This is a genomic window from Nocardia seriolae NBRC 15557, assembly GCF_007990715.1.
Lineage (GTDB): Bacteria > Actinomycetota > Actinomycetes > Mycobacteriales > Mycobacteriaceae > Nocardia > Nocardia seriolae.
This window is the reverse complement of sequence record NZ_BJWY01000085.1, coordinates 12,461-33,625: the sequence shown is the minus strand read 5'-3', so window position 1 is coordinate 33,625 and position 21,165 is coordinate 12,461. Positions and strand designations below refer to the sequence as shown.

At 68.4% G+C, this 21,165-nt stretch carries 25 protein-coding genes and 1 pseudogene; 9 read left to right on the top strand and 17 right to left on the bottom strand.

All coding sequences use genetic code 11. The features are described from left to right. Positions 1–107: 107 nt before the first annotated feature. Together NS2_RS23690 and NS2_RS23685 are read right to left on the bottom strand one after the other, a co-directional pair. Complete coding sequence (locus NS2_RS23690; RefSeq protein WP_155238879.1) at positions 108–305, bottom strand: hypothetical protein; 198 nt, start codon at positions 303–305, stop codon at positions 108–110. Between the two features lie 62 nt (positions 306–367). Further along, complete coding sequence (locus tag NS2_RS23685) at positions 368–601, bottom strand: BldC family transcriptional regulator (protein ID WP_045438682.1); 234 nt, start codon at positions 599–601, stop codon at positions 368–370. A gap of 225 nt (positions 602–826) precedes the next feature. Between NS2_RS23685 and NS2_RS23680 the strand changes: the two genes are divergently transcribed. Together NS2_RS23680 and cds1 are read left to right on the top strand one after the other, a co-directional pair. After that, positions 827–1,138, top strand: coding sequence for a DUF4229 domain-containing protein (locus NS2_RS23680; RefSeq protein ID WP_033089568.1), 312 nt, complete (start codon positions 827–829; stop codon positions 1,136–1,138). Beyond that, a pseudogene (gene cds1, locus NS2_RS23675) lies at positions 1,135–2,220 on the top strand (L-cysteine desulfhydrase Cds1). Before NS2_RS23680 ends, cds1 begins: the two are co-directional and overlap by 4 nt. 38 nt (positions 2,221–2,258) lie before the next feature. Here the strand turns inward: cds1 and NS2_RS23670 are convergent. Next, the gene (locus tag NS2_RS23670; RefSeq protein ID WP_033089557.1) at positions 2,259–3,143 is read right to left on the bottom strand and encodes a helix-turn-helix domain-containing protein; all 885 of its coding nucleotides are present in this window, start codon (positions 3,141–3,143) and stop codon (positions 2,259–2,261) included. Positions 3,144–3,338: 195 nt separating this feature from the next. Between NS2_RS23670 and NS2_RS23665 the strand changes: the two genes are divergently transcribed. The 4 genes from NS2_RS23665 (at position 3,339) to NS2_RS23650 (ending at position 4,971) form a co-directional block, all read left to right on the top strand. After that, positions 3,339–3,569, top strand: a complete 231-nt coding sequence (locus NS2_RS23665) for a hypothetical protein (RefSeq protein WP_033089556.1) — start codon at positions 3,339–3,341, stop codon at positions 3,567–3,569. A 144-nt stretch (positions 3,570–3,713) separates the two neighbouring features. Then, entirely contained in the window at positions 3,714–3,935 is a 222-nt protein-coding gene (locus NS2_RS23660; RefSeq protein ID WP_147207290.1) for a helix-turn-helix domain-containing protein, read from the top strand. Continuing rightward, positions 3,935–4,525: a Clp protease N-terminal domain-containing protein gene (locus tag NS2_RS23655; protein WP_033089555.1), complete on the top strand. Its 591-nt coding sequence runs from the start codon at positions 3,935–3,937 to the stop codon at positions 4,523–4,525. The genes NS2_RS23660 and NS2_RS23655 overlap by 1 nt, the downstream gene beginning before the upstream one ends. Before the next feature lie 62 nt (positions 4,526–4,587). Next, entirely contained in the window at positions 4,588–4,971 is a 384-nt protein-coding gene (locus NS2_RS23650) for a phage holin family protein (protein WP_033089566.1), read from the top strand. A 23-nt stretch (positions 4,972–4,994) separates the two neighbouring features. On the opposite strand, the gene NS2_RS23645 is transcribed toward NS2_RS23650, so the two are convergent. Both NS2_RS23645 and NS2_RS23640 read right to left on the bottom strand, forming a co-directional pair. Next, positions 4,995–5,867 (bottom strand): 1,4-dihydroxy-2-naphthoate polyprenyltransferase, encoded by an 873-nt coding sequence (locus tag NS2_RS23645; RefSeq protein WP_033089554.1) that lies wholly within the window; start codon positions 5,865–5,867, stop codon positions 4,995–4,997. A gap of 81 nt (positions 5,868–5,948) precedes the next feature. After that, a complete protein-coding gene (locus NS2_RS23640) occupies positions 5,949–6,404 on the bottom strand; it encodes an SRPBCC family protein (protein ID WP_033089553.1) in 456 nt (151 codons plus the stop codon). 233 nt (positions 6,405–6,637) lie between these two features. On the opposite strand from NS2_RS23640, the gene NS2_RS23635 reads away from it, so the two are divergent. Then, positions 6,638–10,303 (top strand): AfsR/SARP family transcriptional regulator, encoded by a 3,666-nt coding sequence (locus NS2_RS23635; RefSeq protein WP_228102605.1) that lies wholly within the window; start codon positions 6,638–6,640, stop codon positions 10,301–10,303. 33 nt (positions 10,304–10,336) lie between these two features. On the opposite strand, the gene NS2_RS23630 is transcribed toward NS2_RS23635, so the two are convergent. From NS2_RS23630 to NS2_RS23605, 6 genes are all read right to left on the bottom strand, one after another. After that, the gene (locus NS2_RS23630) at positions 10,337–11,224 is read right to left on the bottom strand and encodes a cytochrome c biogenesis CcdA family protein (RefSeq protein ID WP_045438689.1); all 888 of its coding nucleotides are present in this window, start codon (positions 11,222–11,224) and stop codon (positions 10,337–10,339) included. Next, positions 11,221–11,979 (bottom strand): DsbA family protein, encoded by a 759-nt coding sequence (locus NS2_RS23625; RefSeq protein ID WP_033089552.1) that lies wholly within the window; start codon positions 11,977–11,979, stop codon positions 11,221–11,223. The genes NS2_RS23630 and NS2_RS23625 overlap by 4 nt, the downstream gene beginning before the upstream one ends. A 61-nt stretch (positions 11,980–12,040) precedes the next feature. Further along, a complete protein-coding gene (locus NS2_RS23620; RefSeq protein WP_143837442.1) occupies positions 12,041–12,472 on the bottom strand; it encodes a hypothetical protein in 432 nt (143 codons plus the stop codon). Positions 12,473–12,553: 81 nt separating this feature from the next. Next, a complete protein-coding gene (locus NS2_RS23615) occupies positions 12,554–13,396 on the bottom strand; it encodes an ABC transporter permease (RefSeq protein ID WP_033089550.1) in 843 nt (280 codons plus the stop codon). Continuing rightward, a complete protein-coding gene (locus tag NS2_RS23610; RefSeq protein ID WP_036546843.1) occupies positions 13,393–14,400 on the bottom strand; it encodes a daunorubicin resistance protein DrrA family ABC transporter ATP-binding protein in 1,008 nt (335 codons plus the stop codon). Before NS2_RS23610 ends, NS2_RS23615 begins: the two co-directional genes overlap by 4 nt. A gap of 85 nt (positions 14,401–14,485) precedes the next feature. Then, positions 14,486–15,106, bottom strand: coding sequence for a TetR family transcriptional regulator (locus NS2_RS23605; RefSeq protein ID WP_033089548.1), 621 nt, complete (start codon positions 15,104–15,106; stop codon positions 14,486–14,488). 128 nt (positions 15,107–15,234) lie between these two features. Here NS2_RS23605 and NS2_RS23600 point away from each other — a divergent pair, with 128 nt between their 5' ends. Then, the gene (locus NS2_RS23600; RefSeq protein WP_045438698.1) at positions 15,235–15,669 is read left to right on the top strand and encodes a helix-turn-helix domain-containing protein; all 435 of its coding nucleotides are present in this window, start codon (positions 15,235–15,237) and stop codon (positions 15,667–15,669) included. Positions 15,670–15,766: 97 nt separating this feature from the next. Here NS2_RS23600 and menE read toward each other — a convergent pair whose 3' ends face one another. The 6 genes from menE to NS2_RS23570 all read right to left on the bottom strand — a co-directional run bounded on the left by menE (position 15,767) and on the right by NS2_RS23570 (position 20,324). Beyond that, complete coding sequence (gene menE / locus NS2_RS23595) at positions 15,767–16,903, bottom strand: o-succinylbenzoate--CoA ligase (protein ID WP_033089547.1); 1,137 nt, start codon at positions 16,901–16,903, stop codon at positions 15,767–15,769. A gap of 110 nt (positions 16,904–17,013) precedes the next feature. Next, the gene (locus tag NS2_RS23590; RefSeq protein ID WP_081986128.1) at positions 17,014–17,361 is read right to left on the bottom strand and encodes a DUF3349 domain-containing protein; all 348 of its coding nucleotides are present in this window, start codon (positions 17,359–17,361) and stop codon (positions 17,014–17,016) included. Between the two features lie 25 nt (positions 17,362–17,386). Next, positions 17,387–17,656 carry a hypothetical protein gene (locus NS2_RS23585; protein WP_036546846.1) on the bottom strand — a complete coding sequence of 90 codons (270 nt, stop codon included), beginning with the start codon at positions 17,654–17,656 and terminating at the stop codon, positions 17,387–17,389. Positions 17,657–17,665: 9 nt separating this feature from the next. After that, positions 17,666–18,904: an inorganic phosphate transporter gene (locus NS2_RS23580; protein ID WP_045438701.1), complete on the bottom strand. Its 1,239-nt coding sequence runs from the start codon at positions 18,902–18,904 to the stop codon at positions 17,666–17,668. Positions 18,905–19,000: 96 nt separating this feature from the next. Beyond that, positions 19,001–19,390 (bottom strand): VOC family protein, encoded by a 390-nt coding sequence (locus NS2_RS23575; protein ID WP_033089545.1) that lies wholly within the window; start codon positions 19,388–19,390, stop codon positions 19,001–19,003. A 40-nt stretch (positions 19,391–19,430) separates the two neighbouring features. Next, positions 19,431–20,324, bottom strand: a complete 894-nt coding sequence (locus tag NS2_RS23570; protein ID WP_033089560.1) for a 1,4-dihydroxy-2-naphthoyl-CoA synthase — start codon at positions 20,322–20,324, stop codon at positions 19,431–19,433. Positions 20,325–20,675: 351 nt separating this feature from the next. On the opposite strand from NS2_RS23570, the gene NS2_RS23565 reads away from it, so the two are divergent. Further along, entirely contained in the window at positions 20,676–21,122 is a 447-nt protein-coding gene (locus NS2_RS23565) for a DUF6918 family protein (RefSeq protein WP_033089544.1), read from the top strand. Positions 21,123–21,165: the final 43 nt, after the last annotated feature.

The following is a 21,165-nucleotide window of genomic DNA, read 5'->3' as shown; positions in this document are numbered from 1 at the left end:
AGTACTAGCCCGGAAACGACTCGTCCCCCGCGGGTGCGCTGGCGCGGTTTCGCGGGGGACGGGTCACATCTGTCTTTATGGCTAACTGGTTGGCGAGCTTCGGTAATTCAGGTGGATTCGCCGTCGCGATGCTCCCGGGAGAGCTTGGCGAGGAAATCCGGATCATCTTCGGGACCGATAACGCGGTTGCGCCGAGCGGGTGCTGGGCCGGTGCCGGCCGATCGCTGGGGCCCGAAAGCCTTCCAGCACAGCATCGCGACGGCCACTACCGCGATGAGTGCCAACAGGTACGTCACGTCGCTCACCTCCTGACAACGAGGGTAATCCGAGTGCGCACCCGAGGCACGTGTGAAGCGTGAAATAGGTGTTACACGCGGGTGGCCTCGGTGGTGAGGGACCGCAGGAGTTGCATGACTTCGGATTCGCGGAACCGGCGGTGACCGCCCGGAGTCCGCAGGGAGCCGAGCCGACCTGCGTGAGCCCAGCGGGTCACGGTCTTCGGATCGACGTGGAACAGGGCAGCGACTTGGCCAGGGGTGAGCAGTGTGTCCTGGCCGGAGACGGAACCCAATGCGCGGCTCGGCGCGGTGAACGCAGTCATTCGCAAACCTTTCCGTTTCGACAGATCCCTCATCAGTAGCGACATCGTTGCACTGGACCCCCCGGGTGTTCGAACGGTCTCGCTTTGGTAAAGGGGAAGTAATAGACAAAACGGATATCCGTTATGTGTTTACGGTCACCTTCGGCCGCAATGCAGCGAACCTCCAGCGACCTTCGGGCACGGGTCACCGGCGAACATCGCGATCGGGTCACCTACGCTGTCAGCGTGAGTGACGCAACCCCGTCCCGGAGCGCGGGCCGCAGCCTGGCGCGAAACCTGGCCCTCTACACGGTGGCCCGGCTCGGGCTGGTCGCCGTCATCGCCGCCGTCATCGTGGGCGTGGCCGCCCTGGTGAAGGTGTCGATTCCGATCGTCGTCGCACTGCTGTTCGCGCTGCTGATCGCCATGCCGCTGTCGCTGGTGCTGTTCAAGAAGCTGCGCGCGCAGGTCAATCGGGACATCGCCGCGGTGGACGCCAAGCGCCGCAAGGACCGTGACCAGCTGATGTCGCGATTGCAGGGCAAGGACGAGCAGTGAACCGCTGCGATCGCAGCGCACCCCGGGACTGGGTGGACAATGCCGTCCGGCTCATCGACGCCGATACCCAGCGCAGCGCCGACACCCACCTGCTGCAATACCCCCTGCCCAGCTAATGGGGTGTCCAGCTCTACCTGAAGGACGAATCCACACACCCGACAGGCAGTCTCAAACACCGCCTGGCGAGATCGCTGTTCCTGTACGCCATCTGCAACGGATGGGTCACGGAGGGCACCACGGTGGTGGAGGCATCCTCTGGGTCGACCGCCATCAGCGAGGCGTATTTCGCCAGGATGCTGGGCCTGGACTTCGTGGCCGTGGTCCCCGCCAAGACCTCACCGGAGAAGCTCGCGCTCATCGAGGCGCAGGGCGGGCGCTGCCACCTGGTCGATCGGGCCCCCGATATCTATGCCGAGGCAGCGCGTTTGGCCGCCGAGACCGACGGCCACTACATGGACCAGTTCACCAACGCCGAGCGCGCCACCGACTGGCGCGGCAACAACAACATCGCCGAATCCATTTTCCAGCAGATGACTTTGGAGGCCCACCCGGTCCCGGAGTGGGTGGTGGTGGGCGCGGGCACCGGCGGCACCAGCGCGACCATCGGCCGCTACCTGCGCTACAAGCGGCACGCCACCCGGCTGGCGGTGGTGGATCCGGAGAATTCGGCCTTCTACGGCGGTTACGAGGTCGCCGACCTCGGATATCAGACCGGAATGCCTTCGCGGATCGAGGGAATCGGGCGCCCGCGGGTCGAGCCGTCGTTCGTGCCGAGCGTGGTGGACTGCATGATCGAGGTGCCCGACGCGGCCTCGGTGGCGACCGCCCGGCACGCGGGTGAGGTGCTCGGCCGCCGGGTGGGCGGGTCCACGGGAACCAATCTGTGGGGTGCCTTTGCCCTGATTGCCGACATGATCGCAGCGGACCGTACCGGCAGCGTGGTGACGCTACTGTGTGATGGCGGAGACCGTTATGCCGGAACCTATTTCAATGACGATTGGGTTGCCGACCAGGGGCTGAGCTTGAGCGAGCCCGCCGCCGTGCTGGCCGAATTCATCGCCACCGGTACTTGGTCCGGATAGTTTTCGCACGGCACAACGGGTCGGCCGATTACCGTTGATCACCCATCGACAAGATTGCCATCGATTTGCTGTAGTGGTTTTGTCGAGGTCTTATCGTTAGCCTGCACAGCATGTTCCGGCCGCACCGGTCGGTTTTTTTGACCTTGCGAAGCGTTAATAGCCCTTGACGTTTCGGGCCGCCGGCGCGCCACCGGACGGGTCACCGCGGTGGGCTGATCGACGGTCGTACCCAGCACCAGTAGCCACGACTGCAGGCTCGACTGGGTGCGCCAGAGATTGATGCGCATCTCGGTGATGGCCAGCGTGCGCGGATTGCGGACCAGCTTGACCAGATCGGCGCGCTCGGAGGCGACCGCGTCCGAGCGCCACAGCAGCGCGAAATCCGAATCGGCCAGGCACTTCTCCAGGATCTGCCCGCCGCGTTCGTCCTCCCCGCTGCGGGCCAGCTGCAGGCGGAAACGACTGGCCGCCATGCGTGTTTCGGACTCCCAGTTCACCATGACGGTGCGCGAGATCGGATTGAAGATGAGCCATTCCAGGTAGTTGGTACCCGGCTCGAGCTCGAGGAACGCCTCCCGGTGCGCGGCATTGACCGCGATGATGTCCCAGAGCTCGGTGACGTACGCGCCGAGGGCGGGCTCGAGCAGATCCAGGTACTCCTGGTCGGCCGGGGTGGGGTGGTCGGCTTCGATGCGGGGCAGCGGTCCCTCCGCCAGCACCAGCGCGTACTCGAACTCGGCGGGCGGCAGTTTCAGTGCGGTGCCGAGGGATTCGATGACCCGGCGCGAGGGATTCGCGCCGCCTTCGATCTTGGTCAGGTAGGGCGCCGAAAGGTTGGCCAGCCAGGCCAGTTGGGGGCGCGTGAGATTCGCGGTGGTTCGGCGTCGGCGGATGTACTCGCCGAACGTGGGAACTCCATCCATATACTTAGGCAGACCTTACTTGTATGTCCGTCGGGTACACGCACGGTTGTCGAGGGATACCCGTGCGGTCCCCGGGGGTGGGACCGGACGGTAATCCGTTCTGCTCCAATAGTTTGAAACAACAACAAATCAGGAGTCGAATTGGGGCAGCAACCGCGGCCGGTTCTGGATGTCAATGTCACAGTCGGGCCATGGGTGATCTCGACGCAGCGCGGGCTGCCCGCCGAGTCGGCCCGCGTGGCGGCCGGTAAGGCCTGGGAGCCCGTGGCTTTCGGGCTGTACCGGGATCGGGACGGCGACATCTGGGAGAAGGATCTGCGCGGCTGGCGGCTGTGCCTGCAGGACGGCATCCCCGTCGATCCGGACACGGTCTGGGACTGGACCGACTCCGTGCGCGAGTTCGCGCCGTTCATCCCGTGGAGCTGAGCGACTCATCGCCGTGGAGCTGAGCGACTCATCGCCGTGGAGCGGAACGACTCTCGCGCCCCCCGCTTCCTTCGGTAGCGAGCGCCCTTCCGGTCGTGTCAATTTTCGTTGACGCGCCGTGAATGTCAACGTAAATTGACACTCATGAGTGAAGCAACGACTCTGGCGGCCGCCGCCGGCAGCCCCGACCCTCAGGTCGGGCTCCGGGCGGTGCTCGCGCTGCGTCGGCTGCTCGAGCGGCTCGAGGCCATTCAGGTCACCAATGCCCGCACACAGGGCTGGTCCTGGCAGGCCATCGCGGACGCGCTCGAGGTCAGCCGGCAGGCGGTCCACCAGAAGTACAACCGGAAGGGTGGTATCCGCTGATGTTCGAACGATTCGACAAGGCGGCCAAATACGCGATCGTGACGGCTCAGGAGGAGGCGCGGGACCTGTGCTCGTCGACCATCGAGGTCGAGCACGTGCTGCTGGGCCTGCTCGGCTGCCCCGATCCCGGGCTGCGGGAAATCCTTGCGGCGCACGGTCTCACCGCCGAAGGGGTGCGAGACGCGGTGGCTCGCAAGCGGTCCGGAGAGCCGCTCGGCGCGGAGGACGCGGAGGCGTTGCGCTCGATCGGCATCGACCTCGACGCCGTGCGCGAGAGCCTGGAGGCCACCTTCGGTGAGAACGCCCTCGAACGGGTGGACGTGCCGGAGGAGAAATCGCGGTGGGGAAAGTACTGGGGCTCGGAAGGCGGCCCGCGCGGGCACATTCCGTTCACCAGGGAGTCGAAGAAGGTCGTCGAGCTGTCGCTGCGCGAAGCGCTCGCCCGCAAGGACGACCGGATCGAGGCCGCCCACCTGATGCTGGCCGTACTCCGTGCGCCCAATGATGTCACCCGCCGGCTGCTCGGCGACGACGACGCGATGCGAACCCTGCGGGAGGGGGTAACCGACTATCTGGACCGCGCGGCCTGATCCGGCCCGCGCCGCGCCCCCGATGTCCGGCCGCGATGGTGATCTCGCCCTACGATCGGGGCATGACGCTCCTCATACGTCTGCTGATCAACGGCGTGGCCATCTGGCTGGCTTCGGTCTGGTTGCACAACGACATCCAGATCAAGACCCCCGAAGACACCACGCAGAGCAAGATCCTGGTGATCGCGGCCATCACGGTCGTGTTCGCGGTGGTGAACGCGCTGGTCAAGCCGATCGTGAAGTTCCTCTCGTTCCCCTTCATCGTGGTCTCGCTGGGCCTGTTCCTGCTGGTGATCAACGCGCTCATGCTGTGGCTGACCGCGAAGATCACCGAGACCACGCAGTACGGCCTGCGCGTGGAGGGCTTCTGGGCCGCGGTGCTCGGCGGCATCATCATCACGCTGGTGAACTGGGTACTGGGCGTGCTCGTCCCCGACGAGGACTGAACCCGGGCCGGAACGGCTCGAACTCAGGCAGAAACAGCCAGGGCGATCGCCACCACGACCGACCAGGCCAGCATCGCCTGGCCCGTACCGGCAAGGGCGGGAATCAATCCCGGACCGTTCTTGCCGGTGCGCACCGGCTCGTTGGCGCGGATGGCCAGCGGCAGCGCCACCAGCGCGGCCAGCGTCCACGGACTGCGCCACACCAGCAGGGCCAGCGCCCAGAACGGGATCAGGATCAGCACCAGATGCAGCGTGCGGGTGCGCTTGTCGCCCAGCCGCACCGCCAGCGTCATCTTGCCGGACTCGGTGTCGGTGGGAATGTCGCGCAGATTATTGGTGACCAGCACCGCGCTGGAGAAGCAGCCGACCGATACCGCGCACACCAGCCCGGCCCAATCCACCCGAGCGGCCTGCACGAACTCGGTGCCCAGCACCGCCACCAGGCCGAAGAACACGAATACCGCGATCTCACCGAAACCGCTGTACCCGTACGGGTTCCGGCCGCCGGTGTAGAACCAGGCCCCGGCCAGGCAGCCCGCGCCCACCAGGATCAGCCACCAGGCGCTGGTGACGGCCAGCACCAGGCCGAGCACCGCGCCGATCGCCAGGCAGGCGACGGCGGCATTGCGCACCGCCGCGGGCGCGGCGAGCTTGGAACCGACCAGTCGCAGCGGACCGACCCGCTCGTCATCGGTGCCGCGAATGCCGTCGGAATAGTCGTTGGCGTAGTTCACGCCGATGATGAGTGCCACCGAAAGCAGCAGGCACAGCACCGCTTTCCACCACACGAACCCCCCGATCGAGGCGGCTGCCCCCGTCCCCGCCAACACCGGGGCGATGGCGTTGGGCAGGGTGCGCGGCCGCGCGCCCTCGATCCACTGTGCTGCTGTAGCCATGCACCACAGCCTAATGCGAGGGTCGGCGGCCGCGCCCGCCTGTGTGGCGGGCCTCGCCCATCGGGTTTTCCGGGCGGCCGCTCAGGCTTCCGCGGTCGCCTTGAGCTGCGCCAGCCCCTTCTCGAAGTCCTTGCCCACCAGGCGATCCATCGGGATCAACCGCCCGACGATGCCCATGATGCCGTTCTGCCGACCCGTCATGCGCCAGGTCACCGCCGTGGTGTCACCCTCGGGCCGGAATTCGAAGGTGACCCGGTTGGTCGCCTTGAACGGCTTCTCGAAATGCAGCTGGATGCCGATCTCCTCCGAAGTGGCGGAGGTGATCTCCATATCGCCGCGTCCGGCCTTGCGATTCCCGTTCCAGAAATAGCGGGCCCCGATACCGCGATCGGCTCCGCTGTAGACCCGCTCCATGGCGGGATCGGTGTCCTCCCAGGGCGACCACTTGCGCCACTGGTGGAAGTCGTCGATGAGCGCCTGCACCTGCGTGGGATCGGCCTTGATGACCGTTTCCCGGTGAATGTCGAATTCGGCCATGGCACGAGCCTAGGCCGAAAGGGTCACCGATGACCCCACCCTGGATAAATCCGGTTGAACCGGGTCCGGCGGGTCGGGTAAGCCGGGACCGATGCGGTACCGGCGCGGCGGCGGAACCGGGCCGCCCACCCGGCCCGGCGGATCCGGCGGCGGGACGGTCGCTCACCTACGATTGGCGAGGAATGTATTCGGAAAAAGGCAGTTCGAGCACGGGAAGCGCACGGGTGGCGGACGTGGGCGACTCGACCCTGGTGGCCCTGCTGGGCGAGATCGCGCTGCGCCGCGACGGCGTGCTCACCGCCGTACCCGGGGCCCGGGCCCGACTGCTGGTGGCGGCGCTGGCCACCCATCCCGGTCGCAGCCGCGGCGCGCAGGCGCTCATCGACGACGTCTGGGGTGCGGACCCGCCTCGCGCCCCCATGAACGCGCTGCACACCCAGGTCTCGCGCCTGCGCTCCGCGCTGCCCGAGGGCACGCTCGAAATCGGCCCCGCCGGATACCGGCTCGTCCTCGCCCCCGAACAGGTCGACCTGGCCCTGGCCCAGCAGTTGGAAAGGCAAGCCCGCCAAGCCCATTCCGCCGGCGACGACCGCGCCTGCCTGGATCTGCTGTCCGCCGCCCGCGCCCTGTGGCGCGGCGACCCCGCCGCCGACCTCCCGCCCGGCCCGGTCGCCGAGGAACTCGCCACCCTCGCCGCCACCCGCCGCCGTGCCCTGGACGTCCTGGAACTGTCGGCCCGCGAAGCCGTCGGCGATCTGCCCGCCGCCATCGAGCTGGCCCAGCACGCCGTCACCGCGGACCAGTTCGACGAGCCCGCCCACGCCACCCTCATGCGCCTGCTCGCCGCGGCGGGCCGCACCAACGAGGCCCTCGACGTATTCGCCACCCTCCGCACCCGGCTGGTCGACCACCTCGGCGCGGACCCGGGTCCGGCGCTGGTCGCCTTGAATACCGCCATCCTGCGCGGTGAACCGCTGCCCGGACCGGGTGGCGCGCGCGGAGCGGGTCCGACCGCATCGCCGTCGGACAGTGGTGTCGCGCGGGGATATTCGGCGGCATTCACCGAGTCCGGTACCGCCGACGGCGCGGCTGGGCTCCCCGTGAACGGCGGCGTCAGCGGTCGTCCGGATGCGGCCGCCGGCCCGGCGCGACGAGGTCTGTCCGGGGTGCCCGGCGCGGGTCCGGCCGGTTGGGGCGGCCTGGGCCCCGCTGATTCCTCGTATCCTGTGGAGACGGCATCGATCGACGGGCGCCCCTACGTGATTTCGGAAGCTCCTGGTGCGCGGGGGGAACTGTCCGCGGCGGGGCGTTCGCCCGGGTCGGGCGACGCGGGCCGGGTGCGCTCGCCGGGCCGGGTGGCGGGTTCGGCTGGGATGGCCGGAGCCGCGGAGGCTCGGGAGCTGTTGAGCGAGAACGCGATCGGGCTGCGTGCGGCACCGAATCCGCTGCTGGGCCGGGAGTCCGATCTGGCGGCGCTGGAGGCGTCATTGCGGTCCTCGCGGGTGGTCACCGTGCTCGGGCCGGGTGGGACCGGGAAAACCCGGATCGCGAACGAGCTGGGCGCGCGGCTGGCTCACGAGAACGCGGTGGCCCTGGTGGAATTGGCTTCGCTGCGCACGGATTCGGACAGCGCGGCCGATACCCGGCTCGAGATCGAGACGGCCATCGCGGCCACCCTGGGCGTGGCCGACATCATGCGTGACCCGGCGATACTGCGGCCGATACACGGCCGCGATATCCGCCAGAAGCTGCGCGAGGCGCTGGCGGTGCGCCCGACGCTGTTGATTCTGGACAATTGCGAGCATCTGATCGAGCCGGTGGCCGAGGTGGTGGCGGACCTGGTCGGCGTGAGCAATCAGCTGACGGTGCTCACCACCAGCCGCGCACCGCTGGAGATCACCGCCGAGACCGTCTATCCCTTGCCGCCGTTGACCATTGACGCGGCCGGTTCCCCCGCGACCGATCTGTTCGAAGCGCGCGCTCGGGCGGTGCGCCCGTCGGTGCGGCTGGACCCGGAGGTGGTGGCCCGGCTCTGTCGCACTCTCGACGGACTGCCGCTGGCCATCGAACTCGCCGCGGCGCGGGTGCGCACCATGAGCGTCGAGGAGATCGATTCCCGCCTGGACCACCGATTCGCCCTGCTGCGCAGTGGAGATCGCAGTTCGCCGCAACGCCATCGCACGCTGCACGCTGTCATCGAGTGGAGCTGGAACCTGCTCGACGAATCGCAGCGGTCGGCGCTGCGCCGATTGTGCCGATTCCCGGCGGGATTCACGCTGCCCGCCGCCGAGTGCCTGCTGGCCGGACCCGAGATCGACGATCCCGCAACGGCGGTCGACGGCCTGGTGAGCCAGTCGCTGCTGACGGTGCTGGAGGACGAGACGGGCGGCACCCGCTACCGCATGCTGGAGACGGTCCGGGAATTCGGCGAGGAACAGCTGCGCCACACCGGTGAGGCCGACCTGATCATGACCCGAATGTCGAAGTGGGCCAGGGACTTCGCGTTGGAGACGGCCCGCCGGTATCACACGCCCGAACAGGTGTCGGTGGTGCTGGGCGTGGGCGCGGAAATGGACAATCTGATCGCCGTGCTGCGCTCCGCCCTGGATCGGCGCGATGTCGGAACGGTGCACACGGTGTTCCCCGTCCTGGCCGGGCTGTGGCTGCAGCGTGGCGCGCACTCCGAGCTGATCGGCTGGTTGCCGCGCGTCCTGGCCCTGCCGCCCGACACCTTCCCGTCCGACCCGGCCGAGACCGACCTCTACATCTACGGCCAGCTCATGATCGGCCTGCATCTGACGTTCGGCGGGACCGACATGCGCCCGGTCGCGCGGGTGCGGGCCACACTGCGCCGGATACTGGCCTCGGGAGCGCCGATGCGCCCGGCCGCACGGTATGTCGCCGAACTGGCCACCCGGCCGCGCAACACCACGCAGCTGGGCCGCATGCTGAGCGCGGGCATCCGTTCCCCGGAAGAGCAGATCCAGATCGCGGCCCTGCTGCTGCGCGCGAACCTGTGCGAGAACAACGGCATCGTGTACCGCTCGATCAAGGACGCCGAGATGGCCATGCGCATCAGCGGCGACGGCGACGCCTGGGGCACCACCATGACCGCCCAGCACCTGGGCAGCATGTACGGCCAGTCGGCACGCTATGCCGAGGCGGTCGGGTATTACCGGCGTGCCGTCGATACGGTGGAGGAACTGCGGGCCTGGGACGAAGCCGCGGAGATGCGCAGCTTCCTGGCGATCACGCTGGCCGGTACCGGACAACCCGCCGCGGCTCGGCAGGCGCTCGAGCCCGCGCTCGCGGTGATCGGCGAGCTGCCCGTCGACGCTCCGGTCACCCGGCCCAACCATCGGATGGCCGCCGTGGTGGCCGCATTGGCGGAAATCGCACTCGTGGAAGGGAATATCGACACCGGACTGCGCCGATTCCAGCAGTTGCCCGCGCTTATGGACTGGCCCAATGACATCGGCACTCCGGGCCCGGCGACGTTGATCTATGTATCGGCGACCATCGACGCGCACGTCTTGCACCGGCGGGCCGACCAGGTGGGCCGGATCACTTCGGAACTCGTCGAGAACGTGGTCGGCGTCCTGGGCGAGCAGTTCTGGGATCTGCCGCAGATCGGCGCGATGAGCTGTGCCGTCGGCACCCACCTGCTCGCCACCGGCTGCGACCTCGAGCGTGGCCTGGAGCTGATCGTGCTGGCGCAGCGGGTCTTCGGCCGCCAGGACTACCCGGTCATGCAGTGGCGACGGCACCTGGATCTGCACCGCCCACTCCTCGGTCCCGAACGGATCGCCGCCGCGCAGGCCGCGGTGGCCGGTCTGGGGCGCAGACCGGCCGCCGACCGCATCCGCGAGCACTTCCGTGCCCTGGCCGGGCCGCGCTGAGGTCCCGGCCGGGATGCCCCGAGCCGGTGCGGCTCAGCGGGTTTCGACGCGGTCGTCCTCGGTGTGCGGGGAATGCGGGCCGGGTTGATCGGGTTCGGTCGGACCGGTGCGCAGCATCCGCCAGGCCAGCACGCCCAGCGCGACCGCCGCGAGGATCAGCAGCACCGCGGTGTTCGAGACCAGGTCGCCGAGTTGGCGCACCTTGTTCTCCATGGCGAATTCGGTGTCGGCGCTGAGGATTCCGGGCAGGGCGGCGGTGCCGTCGAAGACCAGGAACAGCGCGCCGAGGGCGATGAAGAACAGGCCCGACAGCACCGAGGTGGTGTGCAGTTCGACGCGGCCCAGGTGGAAGGTGCGGCCGCGCAGCCACTTTCGCTTACCCAGGTCGAAGCGATCCCACAGTGAGGCCAGCACGAACAGCGGGGCGGCCAGGCCCAGGGCGTAGACCGCGAGCAGCAGCCCGCCGTGCACCGGGGAACCGCCGACCGCCGCCACCGCGAGGATGGAGCCCAGGATCGGGCCCGCGCAGAAACCCGCCAGGCCGTAGACCAGGCCCAGCAGGTACACCGCGCCCGCCTGCTCGGGGCGGCCCTGCTTGGCGGCCGCGCGCTGGGCGAAGCCGAAAGCGAAACCGCGGCCCAGGATCTGCACCACGCCCAGCGCGATGATGGTCCAGCCGCCGATGGCGATCAGCAGTTCCCGCTGCCCGACCAGCAGCCGCCCGGCCAGCGAACCCGCCGCGCCGAGGGGGATCAAGGTCGTGCACAGGCCCAGGTAGAACAGGCCGGTGCGGGCGAGCAGCTTGCCCTGGGATTCGAAGGAATAGGCGAAGAAGCTGGGCAGCAGCAGCGCGCTGCACGGGCTCAACAGAGCCAGCAGGCCGCCCAGGAAGGCGGCGAAGAAGCCGATGCCGCCGGTCATTCCGTGGCCTTCCCGGCGGCGCCGGTGGGCTGCCCGGCGGTGGCGCGCGCGGCCTCGATGGCGGCGCGGAACTGTTCGATCGGCTGCGTGCCCAGGATCGGGCGGCCGTTGATGAGGAACGCCGGGGTCGAATTGACGCCGATCCCGATGCCCTCGTTCACATTCGCCTGCACGGCCGCGGTGGCGGCGGGGGACTCCAGATCGGCACGGAACTTCGCGATATCGGGAACGCCTGCGGCACCGGCCAATTCGACGAGCTTGTCGCGGGTGAACACGCCGGTGTTCTTCTTCTCGGGCGCGTTGTCGAACAGCGCCCGGTGGTACTCCCAGAACTTGCCCTGCTGTCCGGCCGCCCACGCGGCGCGGGCGGCGTCCTCGGACTCCGGTCCGAAGATCGCCATGCTGCGCCATTCGATGCGCAGCACACCCTTGTCGACATAGTCGGCGATGAGCTGCGGCTCGATCTTGGTGGCGAAGACCTTGCAGAACTGGCACTGGAAATCCGAGTATTCGACCATCACGACCGGGGCGTCGGCCCGGCCCAGAGCCAGCGGATCGTCGGCGTCGCGCTTGGCCGTCTTCGCCAATTCCGCGTACATGGGATTGGTCTCGGTGGCCGCGGTCGACGACCCGTCGGATTTCTTGTCATCGCCCAGCATTTGAATCGCGGCAATGACGAGAAGGCCGATGGCCGCCACGATGGCGAGCCCGGCGAAAGATTTTCTAGCGGTGGAATTCTTCAGTTTTCGGGACATGCGAGCACTCCTCAACGGCTGCATCGAGAATGACGAAAAGGTGCTGGATCATTCAGGGGGTCTAAATGATCAGCACGGCCGTCAGATGCGGAGCCGCCACCGGCAGGGTGGGCGCTCTGGGCTGCTTTCCGAGCGAGAACCGCTGCGGTGTGGTGAATTCCGGTGCGATCGCGAAACAATCGGCGACCAGCTGGTCACCGATGGCGCGCGGCGGCACGGCGAGCGTGCCGGTGGGATCGGATGCGGGACGCTCCTGCTTGCGGCACGACGGCACGAGATCGACGGCCTGTCCCCGCCCGGAATCCGGCGTCGCCTGTGCGTAATCGGCGGTGACCGCCGTCGGCGCATTCGATTCGAGCAGTGAAATCCGCTGTGACGAACCCCATCCCGCAATGGCGGCGGTGAGACCCATGACAATCGCCACGCTCGTGAAAAGCACGCCCCAGTACAGCCGAATGGACCTTCGGCGTAAGGAGGCGGGAGCGGGATTCACCGCACCGACCATAACAGAAACGCCCCGCCCATCGATTTCTCGAAGGGCGGGGCGTCCCAACCGCGGGGCGACGGGCGCGGGTTACGCGCGCCGCATGTACGCCTTCACCGCGAGCGGGGCGAAGATCGCGATCACCACGATGGAGCCGACCAGCGACCAGGCCAGGTTGGAGCTGTAGACATTGCCGTTCATCAGCTCACGGGCCGCATTGACCATGTAGTAGATCGGGTTCGCCTTGTTGATGCCTTGCAGCCAGCCGGGCATGGTCGACACCTGGGCGAACGCGCCGGACATGAAGGTCAGCGGGAACATGATCATCATGGAGATGCCCTGCACCGCCGCCGCGCTCTTGCCGGTGATGCCGACCAGGGCCCAGATCCAGCTCACCGCGAACGAGCAGAACACCACGACCAGACCCGCGACCACCACGCCCATGACGCCGCCCGCCGGGCGGTAGCCCAGCAGCAGGCCCATACCCATGGTCAGGGTGGTGGCCAGTGCGTAGCGCACCATATCGGCGATCAGCGCACCCGCCAGCGCCGAAATGCGGGCGATGGGAAGGGATTTGAACCGGTCGAACACGCCCTTGTCCATGTCCTCGCGCAGCTGGGTGCCGGTGACGACCGAGGTCAGCACCACCGTCTGCACCAGGATGCCGGGGATCAGGATGGGCAGGTAGTCGTGCACATTGCCGCCGATCGCGCCGCCGAAGATATAGGCGAACAGCGCGGTGAACAGGATGGGCTGCACGGTGACATCGAACAGCTGCTCCGGATTGTGCTTGATCTTGAGAATGCCGCGGTAGGCCATGGTGAGCGAATTCGCCACGGTCTGCTTCAGCGGAATGTGGTTGCTGACTTCGGGAATGGGCGCGGCCGCGGCCGCGTGCCGCCCGGTGGCAGGGGCGGTGAGAGTCGTGGTCATGCCGCGCTCCGTTCGGTCTCGGTGTCGTCCTCGGCGGCGTGCCCGGTGAGTGCGAAGAACACTTCGTCCAGGCTCGGCTTGGCGACATTGATCTCGTCGACCCGGATGTCGTGCTCGCGCAACCGGATCAGGATGTCGGTGGTGATGGAGGGGTCGGGCAGGGGAGCGGTGATGCGCCCCGCCTCGGGGGTGATGGTGGCCTCGACGATCCGGCCCGCCGCGCGGGAGAGCATCTCGCCCACCAGGTCCCGGGCCTCCTCGATGCGGTCCCGCTCGGCCAGCGTCAGCTGCAGCGCGGACAGGCCGACCGAGGACTTGAGCTCGTCGGAGGTGCCGTCGGCGATGACCCGGCCGCGGTCGATGACCGCGATCCGGTCGGCCAGCTGGTCGGCCTCGTCCAGGTACTGCGTGGTGAGCAGCACCGTCGAGCCCTCCCGCACCAGCCGCCGGATGGTGTCCCACATCTGGGCGCGGGTGCGCGGGTCCAGGCCGGTGGTCGGCTCGTCCAGGAACAGCAGCGGCGGCCGGGAGATCAGGCTGGCGGCCAGATCCAGACGCCGGCGCATGCCGCCGGAGAAGTTCTCCAGGGCCTTGTCGGCGGCCTCGGTCAGCCCGAACTCCTCGAGCAGTTCGGCCGACTTGCGCCGCGCCTCGGTCTTGGACAGGCCCAGCAGCCGCGAGAAGATGATCAGATTCTCGGTGGCCGAAAGCTTTTCGTCGACCGAGGCGTACTGGCCGGTGACGCCGATCAGCGACCGCACCGCCGTCGGCTCGGCCACCACGTCGTGGCCGAAGATCCGGGCGCTGCCGCCGTCCGGGCGCAACAGGGTGGCGAGCATGCGGATGGTGGTGGTCTTGCCGGCTCCATTGGGTCCGAGCACGCCGTAGACAGCCCCCCGCGGCACCGCGAGACTCACGCCGTCAACGGCCCGCTGCTCCCCGAAGACCTTGACCCGGCCGTCCGCCTCGATGGCGAGTGCCTCAGCAGGTGTGTAAGAAGTCATGGCTACACCTTGCGGGCCCGATCTTGCACCCCCCTTGCGCCGCGATTGCGTGCTCCGCGCAAGCGCCTCTTGCGTCGGCGACCGGTCAGGCCGACAGCTCCAGGGCGGCCGGGATCGCGGCGAACGCCCGGTGCAGCCCGTCCAGCAGCGCGGCCCGCCCGCCCTTGCCGTCGTCGTACATCCAGGCCCGGCCCGCGATGCTCCACGCGGTGGTGGTCAGCTCGGTCAGGATGTGCGGCCGCAGATCGTCGGCCGCGAGCCCGAGCTTGCCCCGGATCAGGGTCACCGCCTGCTTCTCGACGCCCGAGCGGTAGTAATCGACGTGCCCCATGAGCGCGGGCGCGGTGAGCACCAGCCGCCGGGTGGCGATGTAGCGCTGATCCCAATCCTCGGGCAGGTCGGCGGTGGACCGGGTGAGGGTATCCCGCAACGCGGTCAGGGTCGGACCAGAAAGCTCCCGATCAGCCAGTGCGGCAAGGTAATTCGACCAGAGCTCAGTCTCGGCCTCGATGGCCACGGCCTCCTTGGCGGGGAAGGCCCGGAAGAACGTACTGCGCGAGACCTCCGCCTCGTCGACCAGCTGCTCGATCGTGGTGGCGTCGAAACCCTGCTCGGTGAAAAGGCGCAGCGCCGCGTCGGCGAGGGCGCGACGGGTGCGCAGCCGCTTGCGTTCGCGCAGCGGGAGGGCGCGGTCATCGGAGGTCATGCCGGAATCCTAGCCCGATAGAGCCTGAGTCGCTAAAAAAACTACGTTCCGGTTGGGACTTGCGCACGAATGGAACTCAGTGTCAGAATCTAATCATCACCGAGGCACCATGGATCGAGGAGATCGAAATGAGCACCACCGCCACCCTGAACCCGGCGATCGTCGGCCAGGCCGAGAAGCACCACGCCGCGATCCTGTCCCGCGTGCTGTCGGGCACCACGCTCGACGAGCAGCGGTGGATCACCCTGAACCAGACGCTGGCCGCCGGCGCTCCCGTTGCCCGAGCCGAGCACATCGTCAAGATCGCGACCATGACCCGGTGGACCCCGGAGTCCGTGGCCGACGCGGTGTCCGCACTGCTGGAGACCGGACTGCTGGCGTCGCAAGGGGATCGGATCGAGGTCACCGACGCCGGCCGCGCGCTGGTCGCCCGGGTCCGCGCGGACTCCGGCCGAATCGTCGACGCCGCCTACGGCTCGGTCTCCCCGGAAGACCTGGCCACCGCCGCCCGCGTCCTGACCGTCATCACGGCGCGCATGGCCGAAGAACTGGCCCGCGCCTGAGCCGGAGTCGAAACGCCGGATGAATCGAAGACTGTCCCGAATGCGAAGTGCCCCGCGGATTTTCGCGGGGCACTCGTCGTATGGGGGCCGGGGCGAATCAGTTCGGCGAGGCGGCGAGCAGCAACTCGCGCAGCTTTGCCCGGTCCGGTTTGCCGGGGCCGCGCAGGGGGAGTTCGTCGAGCACGGCGAGTTCGCGGGGCGCGGCGATGGCGTCGAGTTCGGCGACGACGTGGTCGCGGAGTTCGTCGAGGGTCGGGGCGGTCGCGCCGGGGGCCGGAACGATCGCGGTGGCCACGCGCTGGCCGAGGCGTTCGTCGGGGAGGCCGAGCACGACGCACTCGGAGACGGACGGGTGGGTGATGAGGACGGCCTCGACCACCTCGGGGATGACCAGCAGGCCGCCGGTCATGATGGCCTCGTCGAGGCGGCCGGTGATGGCGAGCACGCCGTTGTCGAAGTGGCCGGCGTCCTCGGTGCGGAACCAGCCGGGTTCGGCGAAGGCCGGGTGGTCGGGGATATTGCGGTAGCCCTTGGCGACCATGGCGCCGCCCAGCAGCACCCGGCCGTCCTCGATGCGTACCTCCGTGCCCGTCAGCGGTACTCCTTCGTACACACAGCCGCCGCAGGTCTCGCTCATGCCGTAGGTGCGGAACACGGTGATGCCCGCCGCGCGGGCGCGTTCCAGGACCGGCTTCGGCGTGGCGGCCCCGCCGACCAGGACGCCGTCCAGCGAGGCCAGCGCGTCGGTGGCGGCGGGCTCGTCGAGGGCCTTGATGAGCTGGGTCGGGACCAGCGAGGTGTAGCGGCGCTCGCCGCGCATGCTCGCGATCGCGCCGACCAGGGCCTCGGGCAGGAAGCCCCCGGAGACATCGAGAACCGTCGGCTCGGTCCCGGCCAGAATGCTGCGCAGCAACACCTGAATGCCCGCGATGTGATGGGTCGGCAGCGCCAGCAACCACTGCCCGGGACCGCCCAGGCGCTCGTGGGTGGCGTCGCCGCTGGCCCGGAGATTGGCCGGGGTGAGCATGGCGCCCTTGGGGTTTCCGGTGGTGCCCGAGGTGGTGACCACCAGGGCCACGTCCTCGTCGATCTCCTCGCCGGGCCGCAGGCTGCCGCTCAGGCGCTGGGTCTCGCGACGGTCGGCGGTGGGAACCGGAAGCCAGGCGGGACCGTTGCCCTCCAAGGCCTCTCGGAGATGCGGCAATACTTCGCCCACCGCTGCGCCGGTGGGCATGGGAAGGATTCGGAGGGTATTGCTCACGTTCGCGATCGTGTCATTCCGTCGGGTGGCGGCGCGCGGAGGGGTCGGCGCCCGGTAGTCGATAGCTGCAGGGTCTCGTGCGGTCAGTTGGACGTCGGTGTCGCCAGCGGCCATCCACCGGCTGCGAGCCTGGAGGCCACCCGAGCGATATCGTCCTCGCCGGGCTGCTCCTTGGCAACTCGGGCAATGGCCGCCTCGATGTCGGTGCGATCGATGTCCGCGGGCGCCACTCGCTCGCGAATCAGCTGTTCCACCACCAGGTGCACCTCGTAGTCGGTGAGCCGCCGGTGCAGCACCGCCAGCAGCGCCACGTAGTCCGATTGCGGAATGCCCTGCGGATATCCGGCTTTCAGCCAGTCCAGCACCTTCTGCGCCACATTGGTGCGCGGCGGGACGGCGGTGGGTTCGGGCGATGGTGCGGGGGTGCTCACGAGCGTGCCTTTCGATCAGGCGGCGTCACGCGCCGAGCAGGTGAATACCGAGTCGGGTGGCCAGGAAGCCCTTTGCGATGAACAGCACACCCACCACCACCGCGATCATGACCACCGCGAAACACAGGGTGGACGCAACCAGCGCGACGGTGCGGGTGGTGCCGGTCGCGCCGTCGTCCACCTGGGCGCGGCAGCGGATGCCGACGGCGAACACGGTCGGCAGCCCGGCCCCGAAGATCAAGGCGGCCAGCATGACCCGCCACAGGTCGGAGAGGTTGTTCAGCAGCGTGTGCATCGCGGTCTCCTAACCGATTCCGACGGTGTCGTCATTGCGGCGGGCCGCGGTGTCGTCATTGCCGCGGGCCGCGGGGTCGTCATCGCGGTTCTGCGGTGTCGCGGCCGGGGCGGGCTCCCACTCGTCGGTGACGTTGTGCGAGTTGACCTCCGCGCGCTTGGAGCGGAACCAGATGAGCGCGGCCATCACGATCAGCAGCGCGAACACCACCAGCACACCCGCCGTGCCACCGATCACGTGCAGGATGGCCCAGCACAGCGCGCCCACCGCACCGGCCAGCGGCAGCGTCAGCGCCCAGGCCGTCACCATGCGCCCGAGCACGCCCCAGCGCACCTCCGCGCCTGGTCGGCCGATGCCCGAGCCGAGGATGGATCCGGTCACCACCTGGGTGGTGGACAGCGGCAGGCCGAAGTGGGCCGAGGTGAGAATGATCGCCGCACTGGTGGATTCGGCGGCGAAGCCCTGCGGCGGCGCGATGTCGACCAGGCCCTTGCCCAGCGTGCGGATGATTCGCCAGCCACCCAGGCAGGTGCCCGCGGCCATGGCCACCGCACAGGACACGATGACCCACAGCGGCAGCGGATCGCTGGCCTTGGCGCTGCCGTGCGCGATCAGCGCCAGAAAGATGATGCCCATGGTCTTCTGCGCGTCATTGGTGCCGTGCGCCAGCGAGACCAGGGAAGCGGTGCCGATCTGACCGAAGCGGAAGCCGCGGGACACGGTCTTCTCATTGCTGCCCTTGGTGATCCGGTACACCACCCAGGAGGCGATGGAGGCCACCAGCGCCGCCACGATGGGGGAGAGCAGGGCCGGGATGATGATCTTGGCGAGCACGCCCTTGTTGCCCGCCGACCAGATCACGCCGTGCCAGCCCAGCGCCGCGATGGTGGAGCCGATGAGGCCACCGAACAGCGCGTGCGAGGAACTCGACGGCAAACCCAACAGCCAGGTGAACAGATTCCACAGAATGCCGCCGACCAGACCCGCGAAGACGATGTCGAGCAGCGCCCGCCCGCTCACCTCCGACAGGTCCACGATGCCGGCGGCGACCGTGGCGGCGACCGCCACGCTGAGGAAGGCGCCGATCAGGTTGAGTGCCCCGGACAGGAGTACGGCGGTACGCGGCCGGAGCGCCCCGGTGGCGATGGAGGTGGCCATCGCGTTCGCGGTGTCATGGAATCCGTTGGTGAAGTCGAACGCCAAGGCCGTGCAAACAACGATCAGCAGAACGAGCAGTTCGGCAGACACACCGATCAGTCTGCGCTATACCCTTGACGCCCCGTTAACCGGTGCCCCCGGACGTATTTCACAGTTACCTTCGTGCTAAGGCATGCGGGCGGGTGATCAGTCACCCCGGATGTCCCTCCGGAGCGGGTGATTCGCCGGAACCTCCACGAAGACCAGGGGCACCCCGTCGGGATCGCGGACCCACATTTCGACCAGTCCCCACGGCTCGCGCTCGGGCGCGCGGTCGATCGCGACCCCGCGCAGCGCGAGTTCCGCGGCGGTGTCGTCACAATCACGCACCTGCAACCAGATGGCGCCCGCGAATCCGCTCGGCGCGTCCGCGCCCCGCCCGTGCCCGGCCACCTCGATGAGCGACTGCCCCGCGAAAAAGACCGTCCCACCCGGATACTCGCGGGCAATGGCCAGCCCCAGCGCATCGCGGTAGAACTCCAGGGTCCGCTCGTAGTCACGCGGCCGCAGGATCACCCGACTGCTCAGTATCTCCATGAGTGCAGCATGACAGCCGGACGTTTGCCCCTGCCGGAAATCAGAAGTAGTACGGGTACGGCTTCCAATCGGGCTGGCGCTTCTCGAGGAACGCGTCACGACCCTCGACGGCCTCGTCGGTCATGTAGGCCAGGCGGGTCGCCTCACCTGCGAAGAGCTGCTGGCCGACCAGTCCGTCGTCCTGGAGGTTGAAGGCGTACTTCAGCATTCGGATGGCCTGCGGCGACTTGCCGAGAATGTCGGCCGACCACTCCAGCGCGACATCCTCGAGCTGCTCGTGATCCACCACCGCGTTGACCGCACCCATCTGGTGCATCTCCTCCGCGGTGTAGGGCCGCCCGCGGAAGAAGATCTCGCGCGCGAACTTCTGCCCCACCATCTTGGCCAGGTAGGCGCTGCCGTACCCGGCGTCGAAGCTGCCCACGTCGGCGTCGGTCTGCTTGAACCGCGCGTGCTCGCGCGAGGCCAGGGTGAGGTCGCACACCATGTGCAGGCTGTGCCCGCCGCCCGCGGCCCAGCCGTTCACCAGTGCGATGACCACCTTGGGCATGAAGCGGATGAGCCGCTGCACCTCGAGGATGTGCAGCCGCCCGGCGCGGGCGACATCCACGGTGTCGGCGGTCTCGCCGGAGGCGTACTGGTAGCCGCTGCGCCCGCGGATGCGCTGGTCGCCGCCGGAGCAGAAGGCCCAGCCGCCGTCCTTCGGGCTGGGGCCGTTCCCGGTGAGCAGGACCGCGCCGACGTCGAGGGTCATGCGGGCGTGGTCGAGGGCGCGGTAGAGCTCGTCGACGGTGTGCGGCCGGAAGGCGTTGCGTACCTCGGGACGATCGAAGGCGATCCGTACCGTGCCCTGCTCGATGTGGCGGTGGTACGTGATGTCGGTGAGGTTCTCGAATCCCGGAACGGGCCGCCACAGCGTCGCATTGAAGGTCACGGGAGTGAACATACTTCTCCGGCCCGCCCGATGGTGAAGGCCCACCGCAGTTCGGCGGGGTGTTTTATGCGTCACGTGAAAGCCCGGCGGCGGAATTCGGCCATCCGACAAGGGCGCTGATTATTAGCGGGCGGGGTTGCCCGGACCCTCGGTCGGTCGCTTGCTACTCGGCGCTCCCGAATGCCTACCGATCGGTCACCGAAAGTGAAACGCTGCCAATCGATTGCGGAGGGCTTACAGTGCTGTTGCTGCTGTGGCAGTAGCAGCGCGTTGGCATCGTGTGTGCGGGGACACCGGTGCGTATAGTTGCGTGCGCTCGTTCATCGAAAAACTATCCGGAGGAACCTGAAAGTGGTTGCAGCACTGTCTGAATCCCTGCTCGATGACGCCAAGCGTCCGGCCTTCATCGCCGACGCCGTTACGGTTCTGGATGAGGAGGTGTCGGACAAGGGCGGCGCGTCGGGCCTCGTCGTCAAGGGCGGCTATGCCGCGATCAAGAAGGTCAGCCCGTCCATCGTGGGCGACGCGCTGGAGTCCTTCGCGCCCAAGTTCGTCGAGCAGCTCGAGCCGTACTGGGTCGAGTACCAGAACGGCGGCTCGGGCTCGTTCGCCGATCTGCTGGTGTCCAAGCAGGACGAGGTGGCCGACGCGCTGCTGTCGGTGACCGACGCACGGGCCGAGGCGTCCTCGCGCCCGGCACTGACCAAGGTCTACAACTCCATGCGCTCGTCGGCGAAGAAGCATGTCGCCGAGGCTCTTCCGCGCCTGGGTGACCTGGTGCAGAAGCACGCCGGGTAATAACGACCGACCGGTTCGCGGCCCGGCGAGGGGCCGCGAACAG